Genomic DNA, 15,075 nt, shown 5'->3' on the forward strand with positions numbered 1-15,075 from the left:
ATCATTATTTCTAAGTAGTGAAGGTGGAGTTATGAGGAATAACCAGAACGTGATGCATTTCTCACAATTATTTCGGTTGATGGTGTTATTCGAGCTAGGAAGTGCCTTAGTGTTCCCACTCAATGTTGAGGCCAAAGAAGCGGGATGGATATCGACGCTGTTAGGCATGGCGTTAGCTTTGTTATTTTACGTCGTGTTCTGTTATATCGCCCGGGATAATCCTCGTCAGCCGTTAACTGTTGTTATCGAAGGCATTATTGGGAGGGTGCCAGGTAAAATCCTAGCCTTTCTTTATACTTTATTTTTCATTTACCAAGCTTCTCGGCAGTTTAATGATTTTGCCCTGTTAATGAATGTATCGGTATTCGACCAAACGCCGATCATTATGATTCATGCCATGATGGTCGTGACCATTGGCTACGTACTGTCCCTTGGGATAGTGGTGCTAGCCCGAACAGGCGAAGTCTTCTATGTCGTAATGCTAAGTATGATTCTACTCTCGAGTGTCTTGATTGTTGTTTCGGGTATTGTGGATCTTGAACGGTTAATGCCGATCCTCGGGGACGGGGTTGGCAGCATTCTGATGTCGTTTCCACGTTCAGTTAATTTTCCGTTTACAGAAGTGATTGCCTTTATGATGTTGACTCCATTCCTGAAAGAGCGTGGGTCCTTACTGCGCACGGGGATCATCAGCTTGATTTTCAGTGGATTAATATTAGCTTGGATTACGGCATTGAATGTTTCCGTGCTGGGCGTGGATATCTTGAGCCAATCGTTTTTTCCTTTCCTGATGTCAATTAGCGAGGTTAATATCTCCAATTTTATTCAACGGTTAGATGTGATCGCAGTTATGATGCTGATCATTGGCGTTTTTTTTAAAGCAAGCATCTTCTATGCGGCTTCTGTAGTTGCGGTTTATCGGTTGTTTCATATGACGAGCTACCGAACGGCGGTCCTTCTTGTAGGAATGGTTACTTTCCTTTCAGCTATTGTGATTAGTCCGAATTCTTCGCATCATATACAAGAGGGTCTCATCTCCAATCAATGGTTTATTTATTTGCCCTTTGAGATGACGATCCCTGTCTTGCTCGGGGGATGGGTGTGGTTGCGTAACAAATTTAAACGCGAACACAATACTTAAAGCTTGGATGGCTTCTTTTTCATTCCTAGAACGTAGAGAATGATGACAAATGCCAGTCCAAAGAGCCATTGAATGGTTGGATGCAGAATTTGAATCCTTCTGAGAATCATCATAATATCTTGGTAAAGAGTTACACCAAGAGGAAGGTCCAGTACGAGATCGAATAATAAACTTCCCACAAGTAGTACTGTGAATATGAGAATGTTCTTCATGTTTTCTCTCCTAAGTTTTAGAGTATGTATCTAGTTGTTCACGAGATGAGCTGAACTTATTCCGATAAAGCAGATCCAACGTGATTTCGCTGGACGGTGGACCGGACGGGTGACAGGGTTGCTAGGGAGCTGGCGGGCTGAGATCGGCTGGGGACCAGGCGCTAATGGTTCGATGGCAGAAAGAGATACGACACCTTATTTTGAAGTGTTTACTGAGCAATATCGTACGTGAACAATAATTAAAAAGCCGCCCAGAGTTGCAGTCTGGGCGGCTTATTGTTGTATATGAATTCAATCTTGATAGGCTGAACAAAAGAATATAACAAAAAGCGAGAAGGATCGGAGGGGAATATTGGAACTGTAGGAGCGATAGCGACCGCCTTTGTCCCTGGATTTCCACCGCAAAGAGCGGTAATAATCAAGAAATCTGGGGACAACAGCGGCCGGAAGTCCAATGATTCACCGCAGTGACTACTGAGCTTTAAGTTAATATCATTAGTTCGGTCTAAATATCTAGAACATTCTATAGCAGTGCTTCGATCGCTGGCTCAATATCCAGAGGATCCACAGTAGACTCGAATCTAGTCACCACATTGCCTTCACGATCTATCAAGAATTTAGTGAAGTTCCATTTGATTTCGTCATTGTTCAGTGCTTCTGGATCTTTGCTCTCAAGCATGCTTTGAAGCAGCTTTCCTGAAGAATGGTTCATGTCGAAGCCTTCAAATCCGGCCTGTTCCGTAAGGTGAGCGAAGAGTGGATGCTTATGCTCGCCCTTTACTTCAACCTTCTCAAAGAGTGGGAACGTAACGCCATAATTGATTTGGCAAAACACATTAACCTCTTCATTGCTACCAGGTTCCTGCTCCCCAAATTGATTGGAAGGGAAACCGAGAATTTGGAAACCACGTTCTTCGTATCTTTCATAGAGCTTTTGCAGGTCAGAATATTGGTGGGTAAAGCCACATTTACTTGCTGTATTCACAATCAAAAGTACTTTACCTTTGTATTGCTCTAGTTCGATCTCTTTTCCACGAATACTGCGTGCCGTATATGAATAAATGCTCATGCTGCTACATCCCTTCAGTTATGTATTGTAAATGCTAAAGCTGGCAGTGAATATGAACAGGAAATATTTTCAATGATTTAATTGTAAACAATCAAAATATTGCTGTCAACATCATCCATTGAAAGGGATTGGAACCTTTAAAGCAGAGTTAGAATAGTATGGGTGTGGGTTATTTCATATTTCTAATTCTATTCAAGCGAGCTGGTATAGGAACAATTTTAACTTATGGAATTTTAATGCATTAAAGCTGAGTAGCGTTACATTGTCATCTTGCATATGAATCCCTTTTTGATTAAGATAGCAGAAACCAGCGCAAAAGACGTGCTGACATAAATAAGGACTATGACGAAGAGAGTAAGCATTATAGCGGATCTTAACAGGGAAGGCGTGCCGGAGACTGAGAGCACCCTCATGAGACGATTAATGCCGAAGTTCACTTCCGAGTCGGCCCCTGAAGTAGTTTGTCACAGGTTGTGGCAGGTATGAGTAGGGAGGCCCGCGCCCCGCGTTACCGGGTGAAAGACAGAATTAATTCTTAGTCAGGGAACATGATGTTCTATTCCTTTGTGCTAGTTTTCGGGTTAATTCTAAATAAGGGTGGTACCACGGCTCCTCGTCCCTTGCGACGGGGGGCCTTTTTGCGTTCCAAATTATACAATAAGAAGAGGGAGTGGAAGGGTAATGAGTAACGTGGAATTGGATGTTCTTAGAGGTCGTCTGGATGAAATCAATGGGCAATTGCTGGAGCTAATCTCCGAGCGGGCCAAGGTTGTTCAGGAGATTGGAGTAGTAAAAGAAAAACAAGGTGTGCCTAAGTTCGATCCAGAACGGGAAAAGAAAATGCTGGATCAGCTCGTAGCGAGCAACAAAGGACCTTTCACTAACGGAACCATCCGCAGCCTCTTTAAACAAATTTTTTCAGCATCTCTGGACTTACAATCCGATGAACATAAAAAAACATTACTAGTAGCGCGTAAGAGTCACAAAGAAGATACGGTGATTGTTCTGCCGGGGGATGTTACTGTTGGCGGTTCATCTTCGCTGATGGTAGCTGGTCCTTGCTCCGTGGAGAGCGAACTACAGACCCGCACCGTAGCTGCAGCCCTGCAAAAAGCTGGTGTACGTGTTATGCGTGGAGGTGCCTTTAAGCCTCGGACTTCCCCTTATGACTTCCAAGGTCTAGGTATGGATGGTCTAAGAATATTACGTGAAGCAGCAAATGATTATGGCCTGCTGACGATCAGTGAAATTGTTGACCCAAGACATATCGAAGAGTCCTTAGATTATGTAGATATCATCCAGATCGGTGCGCGTAACATGCATAACTTCGAGCTGCTAAAAGCGGTCGGTGAAGTCAATAAGCCAGTGCTGCTGAAGCGCGGATTGGCTGCCACACTCGATGAATTCATACATGCAGCGGAATACATCATGTCTCGTGGTAACACACAAATCATGTTGATTGAACGCGGAATTCGTACTTATGAAAAAGCGACCCGCAACACGCTCGATATTTCAGCTGTGCCTATTCTTAAGCAGGAATGCCATTTGCCAGTATTGGTCGATGTTACGCACTCCACAGGACGCAAAGACATTCTTATTCCTTGTGCGAAAGCCGCACTCGCAGCCGGAGCCGATGGCATCATGGTTGAAGTTCACCCAGATCCTGCAACTGCGTTGTCCGATGCCGCACAGCAGCTGAATATTGATGAATTCAACACCTTCTTCAATGAAGTGAAAGCTTCCGGGCTGTACCGGTAATTTGAAATATAGAATATATAGAATTTGAATGAAAATTAAAGAATAAGCTAGAAAATGATGTTAATAAGCGCTTACATGTCTGAATGATCTTTTTGTGGAGGTGAAGGTGGGTCGAGTACAATAAGCAACATTAGCGTTGCACCGGCCCCGGGTCTTTTTGAAAAAGGCCTAAATACCTTAATAGCCACAGGAGGAAAGAAGATTTTGAAGCAGCTTACCTTAAATAATGGGTGGTTTTCTAACACTCGAACCGATATTTTATCGGGAATGACCGTAGCCGTTGCGCTGATACCTGAAGCGATCGCTTTTTCGATTCTGGCGGGAGTAAGTCCGATGGTAGGTTTATATGCCTCTTTTTGCATCGCTATTGTAACAGCACTTGCTGGAGGTAGACCCGGAATGATTTCGGCGGCTACGGGGGCCATGGCCCTGTTAGTCGGAAGCCTCGTGTTGGAACACGGAATAGAGTATCTGTTTGCGGCAACTGTATTAGCTGGTGTGTTTCAGATATTGATGGGCATGTTGAAGCTGGGCCGATTTATAACATTTTTACCGCAGCCGGTAATGACGGGTTTTGTTAACGCGTTGGCGATTCTTATTTTTATGGCGCAGCTTACCCATTTTAATGGACAAGGCTGGGTAATGTATGGTCTGGTAGCTCTGACACTGCTTATTATTTATACGGTTCCACGGTTTACCAAAGCCGTACCTTCAGCGCTCGTAGCGATTGTTATCGTTTCTGTTCTTAGCATCGCTCTTCATCTGGACGTAAGAACCGTAGGCGATATGGGGAATATTACAGCAACTTTGCCACTATTCCATCTGCCACAGATCCCGCTCACGCTGGATACTCTGCTTATTATTTTGCCATATTCGCTCTCGCTGGCCGTAGTTGGATTATTAGAATCTCTGATGACAGCCACCTTGATCGACGATATTACTGGCACTGGTAGTGATAAGAACAGAGAGGCGAAGGGGCAGGGCTTAGCGAATGTTATCACCGGATTTTTCGGGGGGATGGCAGGCTGTGCAATGATCGGCCAGTCGATGGTAAATATGAAGTCAGGGGGACGTACCCGTTTGTCCACGTTTGTGTCAGGGATCTTTTTATTGTTCCTGATCCTCGTGCTTGGCGATGTGGTTAAGCAGATTCCGATGGGCGCACTTGTCGGTGTGATGATTATGGTCTGTATCAGTACCTTTGAATGGGGCTCGCTCAAATCTCTGACCCGTGTTCCACTAAGCGACGCGCTCGTTATGATTGTAACGGTGGTCACTGTGGTTGCTACGGACAATCTCTCTATCGGTGTTTTATGTGGTGTTCTGCTTAGTGCCTTGACCTTTGCTTGGAAAATAGCCTCGATCCGCCTAACTGTTCAGGAAGCTGCCTCTTCCAAAACATATTCGGTGTCCGGTCAGCTGTTCTTCGGCACAACAAGTCACTTCATTCATGAATTCACCTACGATAGCGATCCCGATCATATTATTATCGATTTCTCTCACTCTCATGTGTGGGATCAATCCGCGGTGCATGCCATAGCCAAGACGATGAGCAAATACGCTGAACTAGGCAAAAAGGTTACGATCACCGGACTTAATGAAGACAGCTCGCGGCTGGTTCAGCGGGTGGGGTTGTCATTATAGTAGGACATACAAAAAAATAACGGATACCCTGAAAAAAAGATTGCGCTATATGCGTGATCTTTTTTTTAAATATAAGCGTTTATATGTTCTACGCTATAAATTATCCTTATATTTCTCGCATAAACGCTTACCGTCCTAATAGGGACGCTGAAGGCGTTTTTGCTTGTAGCAGATATTAACTATAAATGAAGACGAGCAAGGTTTTACTTTCGGTGTAAACTGATATAAAGTATAAAGTGGATATTGTTTATCTGCTTTATACATGGATGAGCTAATCTACAGTTTGAATCAAGCTATTTACGTAAATCGAGGTGCTGTACATGCATATGAAAACAGGGGTAGAACAGTCAGTGTATGCACTGGTTCTGCTCAACATGCTGCCGGACAAGGCGGTGCTGTCTGGAGAAGCGATTAGCCAGCAGCTCGGAGCATCGGCGACGTATTTTCAGAAATTGTTAAGAAAGCTGGTAACTGCAGACATTATCACGTCTGTTCCCGGCATTAAAGGTGGCTTTAAATTAAAGAAGAGACCTGAAGATATTCGTGTATATGACGTTTACCTTGCGGTGGAAGGACAGCAGTCGCTGTATTCATCAAATGGTATTCTGGTAGACATGTTGGATTTGGAAAAAGAAGACAGCTGCTGCCTGTTAACCAATCTGATGGAAGAAGCTGAATCCTCTTGGAAAGCTGTATTAAAGCGGGAGACTATTGCTTCGTTGTCGGAGGAAATGCGCGGTGAACGCTTTAAAGATAAGATTGCAGCTTTAGAGGAATGGGTCAGCAATAAAATGGTCATCTAGCCAAAGAAGGGATGTATTCGCATGAGATTAAGTGTATTGGATCAGGCACCCGTGACAAGTGGTAACACAGCGGAAGGTGCTCTGCATAAAGCAGAAGAACTGGCTATTTTAGCAGATGAGTTGGGATATAGCAGAATGTGGATGGCTGAGCACCATGGCGGAAATACATTTGCTAGTTCAGCTCCGGAAGTAACGGCAGCTCGTTTAGCCGCCAAGACCAATCGTATTCGAATCGGCACCGGCGGTGTTATGATGATGCATTATTCTCCACTTAAGCTGGCGGAAGTATTTAAAACGTTAAGTGCTTTTTCCCCGGGGAGAATTGATTTCGGTGTGGGACGAGCTCCTGGTGGCGATACAAGTGCCATGTACGCTCTGTCTGAAGGCCGCGAGTTAATGCTGCATAACATGTATGATAAGCTTGGCATTACTATGCAGCTGCTTAGTGATCAGATTCCGGAACATGAGCTTTATGCCAGTAACCTCGCCGCTCCAACGCAGGTAGCACTCCCTGAAGTATGGCTGCTAGGCTCTAGTGGCAACAGTGCACGAAAAGCTGCACAGATGGGAGTCGGATACTCCTTTGCGCAATTTTTTAATGGTGCGATGAGTAATGAGATCTTGGACCATTATCGGAATAACTACCAGCCTTCTATCTTCATGGACAAACCTGAGATCAGTGTATCCTATATGGTGACTACAGCAGAAACGAAGGAAGAAGCCGAATATGAGGCATTGCCGCAGGATATTTTCCGTTTGATGATGAGTAAAGGTAGAATTACGCAGGTGCTGACACCAGAAGAAGCTCAGAACATATCGTTATCGGAAATTGATCGGATGGCAATCAAGGAAGGTCGGAAGATTCATTTGGTTGGAGCGGTTAAAGATATCGCTGCACGCTTGCAAGAAGAACAAGCACAATATGGATTCCAGGAAGCAATGGTATGTAGCATTCCGCATTCGCAGGAGAAACGGTTAGAAGTTTACCGACTACTGGCGCGTGAACTTCTAGGTTCTTGAAGCTTTCCTTTTAAACCCACATTTGATATTTCCTGCGACCATTTACCCCAAACCTCCGTATAGACGGGTAAGCTTAAATGATTATCCATAATCTAGGAGGGGTATTTTGATGAATATGCAGATGAATCCGAAATTGAAGCAGTTGCGTCCCGGAAAAATAATTAGTGGTGTTGCAGCAGTGCTAATTGTACTGTTGATCGGCGCGAACTCATTTGTATCTGTAGAATATGGGCACGTAGGGTTGTACAAAACTTTTGGGAAATTAAATGACAATACATTGTCACCAGGTATGCATCTTAAAATTCCATTTATCCAGACGGTTATTCAGGTCAATACGCAGGTAACCAAGGCGGAGACAGATACGTCGGCATCTTCAAAGGACCTTCAGCCCGTATCTACACATGTGGCAGTTAACTATTCGGTGAATAAAGCTTCTGCCTATAATCTAATGAACAACATCGGCGGTAATTTCAACAATATAATTATTAATCCAGCTATACAGGAAATCGTCAAAGAAGTGACAGCTAAATATCCAGCAGAAGATTTGATTACGCGTCGTGATGTAGTCTCGGGTGAAATTAGTGAACATTTAACTACTAGGCTGGCAAAATATGACCTTATCGTCAACGATATTAACATCGTTAACTTTAAATTCTCGGAGGCGTTTAATCAGTCGATTGAAGCGAAGCAGGTTGCTCAGCAACAGGCGCTAAAAGCGGAGAACGATCTCCGGCGGATTGAAATCGAAGCTAAGCAAAAGGTCGCGCAGGCTCAAGCCGAAGCTGAATCTTTAAGACTTAAAAAGCAGGAGGTTACACCTGAGTTGGTGCAGCTGAAGCAAATAGAGGTCCAAGAGAAGGCGTTAGAAAAATGGAACGGTGTGCTGCCGTCAGTAACAGGAGGAGCCACTCCATTTGTGGATATTCAATCCCTGACTAAATAATATATGATTGGATTCAATAACATAGAGAAGAGTCCTCTTTTAATACAAGGAGGGCTCTTTTTTAAAATATAAGAATTTATATGTTCTACTCTATAAATCGTTCTTATATTTCTCGCACAAACGCTTACCGTCCTTATAGGGACGCCGAAGGCGTTTTTGCTTGCATTAAGCAGCTCGGCGGATAGTTATAAAATTTAGGGAATAATAACCTAGCCAAGTCTGTTCATTGCGATTTAACCGAGGCCTGAGGTGGGCTTGATTGCCTTGTCGACTTTGCAAAGCAGAGTTCTATTGGTATGATTACAGAGATGAAAAAAAATTACTATCCAAATCATGGAGGAATGACAAAAATGAGCGAAATTACACTATCAGGGATCATTGATCATACACTGCTAAAAGCAGATGCACGGAAAGAAGATATCGTTAAATTGGCAGAGGAAGCAAAAGCCTATAAGTTTGCTTCGGTCTGCGTAAACCCTGCTTGGGTAGCTACTGCACATGAAGTATTGAAAGATACGCCTGAGGTTAAGGTATGTACAGTTATCGGCTTCCCGCTTGGATCCTCGACAACAGAAACCAAAGCATTCGAGACTACCAATGCTATCGCTAATGGCGCAGGTGAAGTGGACATGGTCATCAACATTGGAGCGCTGAAAGATGGCAATGATGATCTGGTGAAACGTGATATTGCAGCAGTTGTAGACGCAGCTCGTGGTAAAGCACTGACTAAGGTCATTATCGAGGCGTGCTTATTAACGGATGAAGAAAAAGTACGTGCCTGCAAGCTTTCTGTTGAAGCTGGAGCAGACTACGTAAAAACATCCACAGGATTCTCTACAGGTGGAGCAACGAAGGAAGATATCGCGCTAATGCGTGCAACAGTTGGACCTAATGTGGGTGTGAAGGCTTCCGGTGGTGTGCGTAGTGCGGAAGACGCTCATGTAATGGTACAAGCAGGTGCAAGCCGTATTGGTACTAGTGGCGGTGTAGCGATTGCTAAGGGAGAAACAAGTCAAAGTAATTACTAATAGACGATAAGTAAATCAGTAGCGGTGAGATGAGGTGGACAAGCTTTATCCGCCGCTATTTTGATTTTTCATTAATTGTGTAGAAGTTCTACTACTAGATACATAGAATTAGTTTTGCTAAAAAGCTTTTATTGAAAGCGTTATCTGATTTCTTGGGACATGGTTTATTTCGTGAAATTAAAATATAATAATTCACACCGGAATAATAAGATTTTTTTCTTTTCAAATGATGTCGTTTATGAGAGAATGAGTACAATTCTTATTTGTTAAAGATTTCTATTCGTATTTATAAAGGGAGGAAATACCAATGTCAGAAGACCGTAAGCTGTCATTTGAAACTTTGACTGTTCATGCAGGCCAGGAAATTGATCCAACTACTTTCGCACGTGCTGTACCGCTTTATCAGACGACGTCTTATGGTTTCCGTGATGCTGATCATGCAGCGGATCTATTTGCACTCAAGGAATTCGGTAATATTTATACTCGGCTGATGAATCCGACTACAGATGTATTTGAACAGCGTCTGGCGGCACTAGAAGGTGGAGCAGGTGCACTTGCTACAGCTTCCGGGGCAGCGGCTATTTCTTTTTCCATTCTAAATATTGCGGGCGCTGGGGATGAAATTGTATCTGCAGCTAGTCTTTACGGCGGTACTTATAATCTTTTTTCTACAACGCTACCTAAGCTTGGCATTAAGGTTCATTTTGTGGATTCAGATAATCCAGAGAACTTCCGTGCTGCGATTACCGATAAAACCAAAGCCTTGTATGCAGAAACCATTGGTAACCCACAGGGGAATGTACTAGATATTGAAGCCGTTGCAGCGATCGCGCATGAGCACGGAATTCCTCTTATTGTGGATAATACGTTCCCAAGTCCATATTTACTGCGTCCAATTGAGCATGGAGCTGACATCGTTGTCCATTCGGCAACCAAATTCATCGGTGGTCATGGTACATCTATTGGCGGAATTATTGTGGACGGTGGTAAGTTTGATTGGAAGGCAAGCGGTAAGTTCCCAGGACTTACGGAGCCTGACCCAAGTTATCATGGCGTTGTTTACACCGAGGCAGTGGGACCGATCGCTTATATTATTAAAGCACGTGTTCAATTGCTTCGTGATCTAGGTGCAGCTATTTCACCATTTAACTCTTGGATGCTTTTACAAGGGCTCGAAACACTCCATTTGCGTATGGAACGTCATAGCCAGAATGCGCTGAAGGTTGCGCAATATTTGGAGGCACACGCAGATGTGGAATGGGTAAGTTATTCCGGACTTCCTACGCATCCTTCTTATGAACTCGCGCAAAAGTATTTGCCTAAAGGTCAAGGAGCGATTCTTACCTTCGGTATTAAAGGTGGAAGTGCTGCGGGTCGCAAGCTGATTGAAAATGTGAAGCTGTTCTCGCATTTGGCGAATGTCGGTGATTCTAAGTCATTGATCATCCACCCAGCAAGCACAACACATGCGCAGCTGTCGGATGAAGAGCAAACCACAGCCGGAGTAACTCCGGAATTGCTTCGTTTATCGATCGGTACGGAATCTATTGATGATATTATTTATGATCTGGAGCAGGCTATCGCTGCCAGTCAACAATAGGACAATGAAGTGCGAAAAAGGCATCTGCTGCTATGTGGCGATGCCTTTTTTTGTGCTTCAATAAGGCTAAATTACTCATCTAGTTGGCAACGCTTGCATATTTCATGGGAGGTTCCCGTATTTATAAGTGAGGTAATAAAATGTCGGTGGCACTATGTTTATTAACTTGGCGTACCGGCAGCAATCCAAAGATAAAGGGTGGGTGCGAAGATGAAGGGTGAACGTCAGCAGGATGGTTTTCGGAGTAGTGAAGAGCGCCCGTTCAAGTTCATGTATAAGGCCGGTGATCGGGCTGTCGGGATGGAAATGAGCCAAGCCGGATCCGTAGCCTCCGCTGCCGCAGAATTTATCGTCGGAGTCGAGCAGCAGGATGTCGTAGAACCCTTGAACCGTTCTTATTTTAAGCGACCTGGGGAACAATCGGCATTCTTAGTGCTGCGTGAAGGACGAGAAGAACGAGAAGAACGCCCTACTGCACGGGAAGGAACAAGATCCGTTCAAGCCGGTCCTTGTCTGATACGAAGTGAGGAATGGCTGTTCGAACCTGAACTGTTCTGTCTTTATGAGAGCTGGTTATCTAGTGAAGATGAGCTGCAGGCAAATCGCATTCTGCAGCGGATCTATTATCGATTGCAAGCAGCAACCGCAGCGCTACTGGAATCACCGGATGGTGAATGGGCAGCGGTCACTCTGCTGCATCCAGAGGAGCTTGCGGCGCAGCCCGCAAAGCTCGCCGCGCTTCAGGACGCGCAGCTCGAAGCGCTGTTCACTGCGGTGGCGGAGAGCCAGCGGCAAGGCGGCGATTGCCGCCTGGACCTGCTGGCCGCCTACACCGCAAGCAGAGCCGAATTCGCGGCAAAGCGCGAATTCATCGAGGTCGTGGCCGATCAGACACTCGGCCACGCTTATGCGGCGGCGTGCCGCATCGGGGCGCTGATCGCGCCCGATGTGGAGCCCTCCGCCGCCGCGGAAATCGCGCGCATCGCCGATTTCCTAGTGCTTGACGGCGCGGCGAGCGAGCTCGCGCCGGAAGGGGCCGCCGCAGAGGGCTTCGCCCTAGCGGCGGGGGAGATCCTCGCCGCCGTGCGGAGCGTGAAGCCGGCGGCGGTAGTTCTCGCCGCAGGTACTCCGGCGGCGGGAGCTTTGGCCGATCTGTATCGGATCGGCCTGAGCGGGATCTTTTGCAGCGTCGGTCAGCGGACCGAAGCGCTGCTTAGAGCAGCCTGTCTGATCTGGATCGCCAGGCAGCAGGAAACACTGGATACTGCCGCCGGTGGAAGGCAGTAACACCACAACGAAGTGGCTGTCATATAAGCCACTTCGTACTAAGGATGAGCCGACTCTAATTACTTTAAGAGTCGTAAAATGATATCAGAGCAGCGATTCTCTCATTATTTGAGGGTCACTGCTCTTTGTTATTGAATGATCACTGCACTTGATTATTGGGAGATCTTGTTCTTCGTTTTGAGCGTTTTAACTACATGCTTCAAAAGTATAATCATCATCATCAGCCGAGCCTTCGGACTCAGATGACGTTATTTGCATATTTTTTGCTTTTTGAGCATAGTTTCGGACCCCAGAGACGTTATTCAATAGGAAGAGGGCTATATTTGGTGTTTTTTAGACCATTAGCTGCAATGGGGTCCGTTAGGAGTCCAAATGTGTGATAAAACTGCGATTAAGGTCAACTGAGTCCGATAGCGGCTGTGTATGCCAGCCACCTGCTTCAAAGTGTATCAACGGTACTCAAACTCTACTTTCATACGGTGCACTCGATCTCAGACCTCAAACTCAGCACTCAAACTATGTACTCATACCGTGCACTCATTCTCAGACCTCAAATTCAGCATTCATACCGTGCACTCGATCTCAGACCTCAAACTCTGCTTTCATACCGTGCACTCATTCTCAGACCTCAAATTCAGCACTCATACCGTGCACTCGATCTCAGACCTCAAACTCTGCTTTCATACCGTGCACTCATTCTCAGACCTCAAACTCTGCATTCATACCGTGCACTCATTCTCAGACCTCAAACTCAGCACTCATACCGTGCACTCGATCTCAGACCTCAAACTCTGCACTTATAGTATCCGATAGCGCCTTCAGCCACGTAGATATTACCTACTCAACGATTTTAAGTACTTATTAAGTCTTGTCGTCCTGTGACCTGTACTTCATATATGATCGTGGCAATCGTCAGGACTATGTAGTCTGGTGAGCCACCATTCGGTTTTTGCACCCTCATCGATTTTACATAAAAAGGATAATTGAATTGGCGGCTCGAATCTATTAGCATCCTACTGAAAAGAGGCGTTGCACATGTCCGGAAATTTTAGAGTTGCCCTGAAGAAGGTCGTTGACCATTCCTACGATATTGAGATCGGAGAAAATTTATTTAACTCATTAATAGAAGATTTAAAACGAGGAATCGTAGAGAATGTGAGTAAATTCGCGATTATTACGGATTCCAAAGTTGAAGCTCTTTATGGACAAGCCTTGTTGGAACAGCTGATTCAGAATGATTTTCAAGCCGAGCTTTTTTCTTTCCCTGCCGGAGAAAAGTCCAAAACTCGAGAAATGAAAGCACAAATTGAGGATGAATTACTAAGCCGCTCTTATGGACGAGATTGCTGTATTATTGCAATTGGAGGCGGGGCGGTAACAGATTTGGCAGGTTTTCTGGCAGGGACATTTGGCCGGGGAGTGCCGAGTTTGAACTATGCAACTACCTTATTAGCGGCAGCAGATGCATCTATTGGCGGAAAAACAGGCGTAAACACACCGGTTGCTACCAATCTAATCGGTGTATTTCATCAGCCCAAAAAGGTGTACATTGACTTAGCGACTTGGAGAACACTTCCGGTTCGTGAGCTCCGCAGCGGCTTGGCTGAAACAATTAAACACGCTTGCATCGCAGATACGGAATTCTTTGAGTTTCTAGAGCGGAATATGAATAAAGTAGTCACGACGGAAGGTGAGCTTGTATTAGATCGAGAAGTTTGCGAACGGATTGCACTTTACAATTGTGAGATCAAATATGGTGTAGTAGAGAAGGACGAGCTGGAGAGTAACCTGCGTCAAATTCTTAATCTTGGGCATACTGCGGGGCGAGCACTGGAGGCTTTAAGTGGTTATGAATTATTACATGGTGAGGCCATAGCGATTGGACTTACGATTCAGGTGCAGTTAGCAGAGCGCTTGGGATATGTAACTCCTGACCAAACTCAGCGTGTGATTACTTTGCTACAGAAGGCGGGCCTACCAACCGAAATACCAGCAAGCATTACAGACAGGATGCTAATCGACAAAATGTACACAGATAAAAAAGTACGCAAAGGGCGCATACGGTTTGTATTCCAAGATGGGATCGGCTCGATGAAACGTTTTGAGGATGGATCTTATTCAACTCCTGTCGAAGAACAACTCCTAACAGATCTTTTAGCTAAAATCCGCCAATAATCGGGCAGCTACACATATTCTGAAATTTATGACGGATTACCCAGTAGATAGGGTTTACTTTTTCTTTCATGGTGGTATGATTAAAATATAAGTTGCACTAAGGAAATATAGTTGTACTATTGCAACAATGATTATCATTCTCACTACCTATAGTTATCAATCATGCTGTCCCGGCTAAGCCGGGGCAGCATGTGTCATTTTAGGGGTCTTAATAATGGCTCTCATTCTCACTTGGCAGAAGCAAAACTCCACAAAACAAAGCGTATGCTTTCGAAGCGAGTTTTGTTGCGAAGAGAAGTCAATGAAGAAATGCTCCACAAAACAAAGCGAATGCTCCCAAGGCAAGCTTTGTTACGAAGAGAAGTCAATGAAGAAATGCTCCACAAAACAAAGCG

The 15,075-nt window shown here is 44.9% G+C and carries 13 protein-coding genes; 11 read left to right on the forward strand and 2 right to left on the reverse strand.

The window, feature by feature from the left end:
- Positions 1-31 precede the first annotated feature (31 nt).
- Positions 32-1,141 carry a GerAB/ArcD/ProY family transporter gene (locus tag NSS67_RS06450; RefSeq protein WP_339318803.1) on the forward strand — a complete coding sequence of 370 codons (1,110 nt, stop codon included), beginning with the start codon at positions 32-34 and terminating at the stop codon, positions 1,139-1,141.
- Here NSS67_RS06450 and NSS67_RS06455 read toward each other — a convergent pair.
- Entirely contained in the window at positions 1,138-1,353 is a 216-nt protein-coding gene (locus NSS67_RS06455; protein ID WP_339318804.1) for a hypothetical protein, read from the reverse strand. The two genes, NSS67_RS06450 and NSS67_RS06455, sit on opposite strands and share 4 nt — an antisense overlap.
- A gap of 109 nt (positions 1,354-1,462) precedes the next feature.
- Here NSS67_RS06455 and NSS67_RS06460 point away from each other — a divergent pair, with 109 nt between their 5' ends.
- Positions 1,463-1,585 carry a hypothetical protein gene (locus NSS67_RS06460; protein WP_339318805.1) on the forward strand — a complete coding sequence of 41 codons (123 nt, stop codon included), beginning with the start codon at positions 1,463-1,465 and terminating at the stop codon, positions 1,583-1,585.
- Positions 1,586-1,876: 291 nt separating this feature from the next.
- Here NSS67_RS06460 and NSS67_RS06465 read toward each other — a convergent pair whose 3' ends face one another.
- Positions 1,877-2,422, reverse strand: a complete 546-nt coding sequence (locus NSS67_RS06465; RefSeq protein WP_339318806.1) for a glutathione peroxidase — start codon at positions 2,420-2,422, stop codon at positions 1,877-1,879.
- A gap of 681 nt (positions 2,423-3,103) precedes the next feature.
- Here NSS67_RS06465 and NSS67_RS06470 point away from each other — a divergent pair.
- From NSS67_RS06470 to aroB, 9 genes are all read left to right on the forward strand, one after another.
- Positions 3,104-4,180, forward strand: coding sequence for a bifunctional 3-deoxy-7-phosphoheptulonate synthase/chorismate mutase (locus NSS67_RS06470; RefSeq protein WP_339318807.1), 1,077 nt, complete (start codon positions 3,104-3,106; stop codon positions 4,178-4,180).
- Between the two features lie 267 nt (positions 4,181-4,447).
- Positions 4,448-5,824, forward strand: coding sequence for a SulP family inorganic anion transporter (locus tag NSS67_RS06475; RefSeq protein ID WP_339320515.1), 1,377 nt, complete (start codon positions 4,448-4,450; stop codon positions 5,822-5,824).
- 320 nt (positions 5,825-6,144) lie between these two features.
- On the forward strand, positions 6,145-6,627 hold the full coding sequence (locus NSS67_RS06480) for an Rrf2 family transcriptional regulator (RefSeq protein WP_060625752.1): 483 nt from the start codon (positions 6,145-6,147) through the stop codon (positions 6,625-6,627).
- 21 nt (positions 6,628-6,648) lie between these two features.
- Complete coding sequence (locus NSS67_RS06485) at positions 6,649-7,647, forward strand: LLM class flavin-dependent oxidoreductase (protein ID WP_339318808.1); 999 nt, start codon at positions 6,649-6,651, stop codon at positions 7,645-7,647.
- A 109-nt stretch (positions 7,648-7,756) separates the two neighbouring features.
- Positions 7,757-8,590, forward strand: a complete 834-nt coding sequence (locus NSS67_RS06490) for a prohibitin family protein (protein ID WP_339318809.1) — start codon at positions 7,757-7,759, stop codon at positions 8,588-8,590.
- A gap of 350 nt (positions 8,591-8,940) precedes the next feature.
- Complete coding sequence (deoC, locus tag NSS67_RS06495) at positions 8,941-9,618, forward strand: deoxyribose-phosphate aldolase (RefSeq protein ID WP_339318810.1); 678 nt, start codon at positions 8,941-8,943, stop codon at positions 9,616-9,618.
- A gap of 307 nt (positions 9,619-9,925) precedes the next feature.
- A complete protein-coding gene (locus NSS67_RS06500; protein WP_339318811.1) occupies positions 9,926-11,218 on the forward strand; it encodes a homocysteine synthase in 1,293 nt (430 codons plus the stop codon).
- A 210-nt stretch (positions 11,219-11,428) separates the two neighbouring features.
- Positions 11,429-12,505 (forward strand): hypothetical protein, encoded by a 1,077-nt coding sequence (locus NSS67_RS06505; protein WP_339318812.1) that lies wholly within the window; start codon positions 11,429-11,431, stop codon positions 12,503-12,505.
- A gap of 1,035 nt (positions 12,506-13,540) precedes the next feature.
- Positions 13,541-14,680: a 3-dehydroquinate synthase gene (gene aroB, locus NSS67_RS06510; protein ID WP_339318813.1), complete on the forward strand. Its 1,140-nt coding sequence runs from the start codon at positions 13,541-13,543 to the stop codon at positions 14,678-14,680.
- Positions 14,681-15,075 lie beyond the last annotated feature (395 nt).

The organism is Paenibacillus sp. FSL R10-2734 (assembly GCF_037963865.1).
Classification (GTDB): Bacteria; Bacillota; Bacilli; order Paenibacillales; family Paenibacillaceae; genus Paenibacillus_AQ.

Bases quoted from the DNA above. Each gene is read 5' to 3' on its own strand.
- NSS67_RS06480 (WP_060625752.1), top strand. From the start codon at position 6,145: ATGCATATGAAAACAGGGGTAGAACAGTCAGTGTATGCACTGGTTCTG.
- NSS67_RS06505 (WP_339318812.1), top strand. From the start codon at position 11,429: ATGAAGGGTGAACGTCAGCAGGATGGTTTTCGGAGTAGTGAAGAGCGC.
- NSS67_RS06455 (WP_339318804.1), bottom strand. From the start codon at position 1,353: ATGAAGAACATTCTCATATTCACAGTACTACTTGTGGGAAGTTTATTA.
- NSS67_RS06465 (WP_339318806.1), bottom strand. From the start codon at position 2,422: ATGAGCATTTATTCATATACGGCACGCAGTATTCGTGGAAAAGAGATC.
- NSS67_RS06490 (WP_339318809.1), top strand. From the start codon at position 7,757: ATGAATATGCAGATGAATCCGAAATTGAAGCAGTTGCGTCCCGGAAAA.
- deoC (WP_339318810.1), top strand. From the start codon at position 8,941: ATGAGCGAAATTACACTATCAGGGATCATTGATCATACACTGCTAAAA.
- NSS67_RS06450 (WP_339318803.1), top strand. From the start codon at position 32: ATGAGGAATAACCAGAACGTGATGCATTTCTCACAATTATTTCGGTTG.
- aroB (WP_339318813.1), top strand. From the start codon at position 13,541: ATGTCCGGAAATTTTAGAGTTGCCCTGAAGAAGGTCGTTGACCATTCC.
- NSS67_RS06500 (WP_339318811.1), top strand. From the start codon at position 9,926: ATGTCAGAAGACCGTAAGCTGTCATTTGAAACTTTGACTGTTCATGCA.
- NSS67_RS06470 (WP_339318807.1), top strand. From the start codon at position 3,104: ATGAGTAACGTGGAATTGGATGTTCTTAGAGGTCGTCTGGATGAAATC.
- NSS67_RS06475 (WP_339320515.1), top strand. From the start codon at position 4,448: ATGACCGTAGCCGTTGCGCTGATACCTGAAGCGATCGCTTTTTCGATT.
- NSS67_RS06485 (WP_339318808.1), top strand. From the start codon at position 6,649: ATGAGATTAAGTGTATTGGATCAGGCACCCGTGACAAGTGGTAACACA.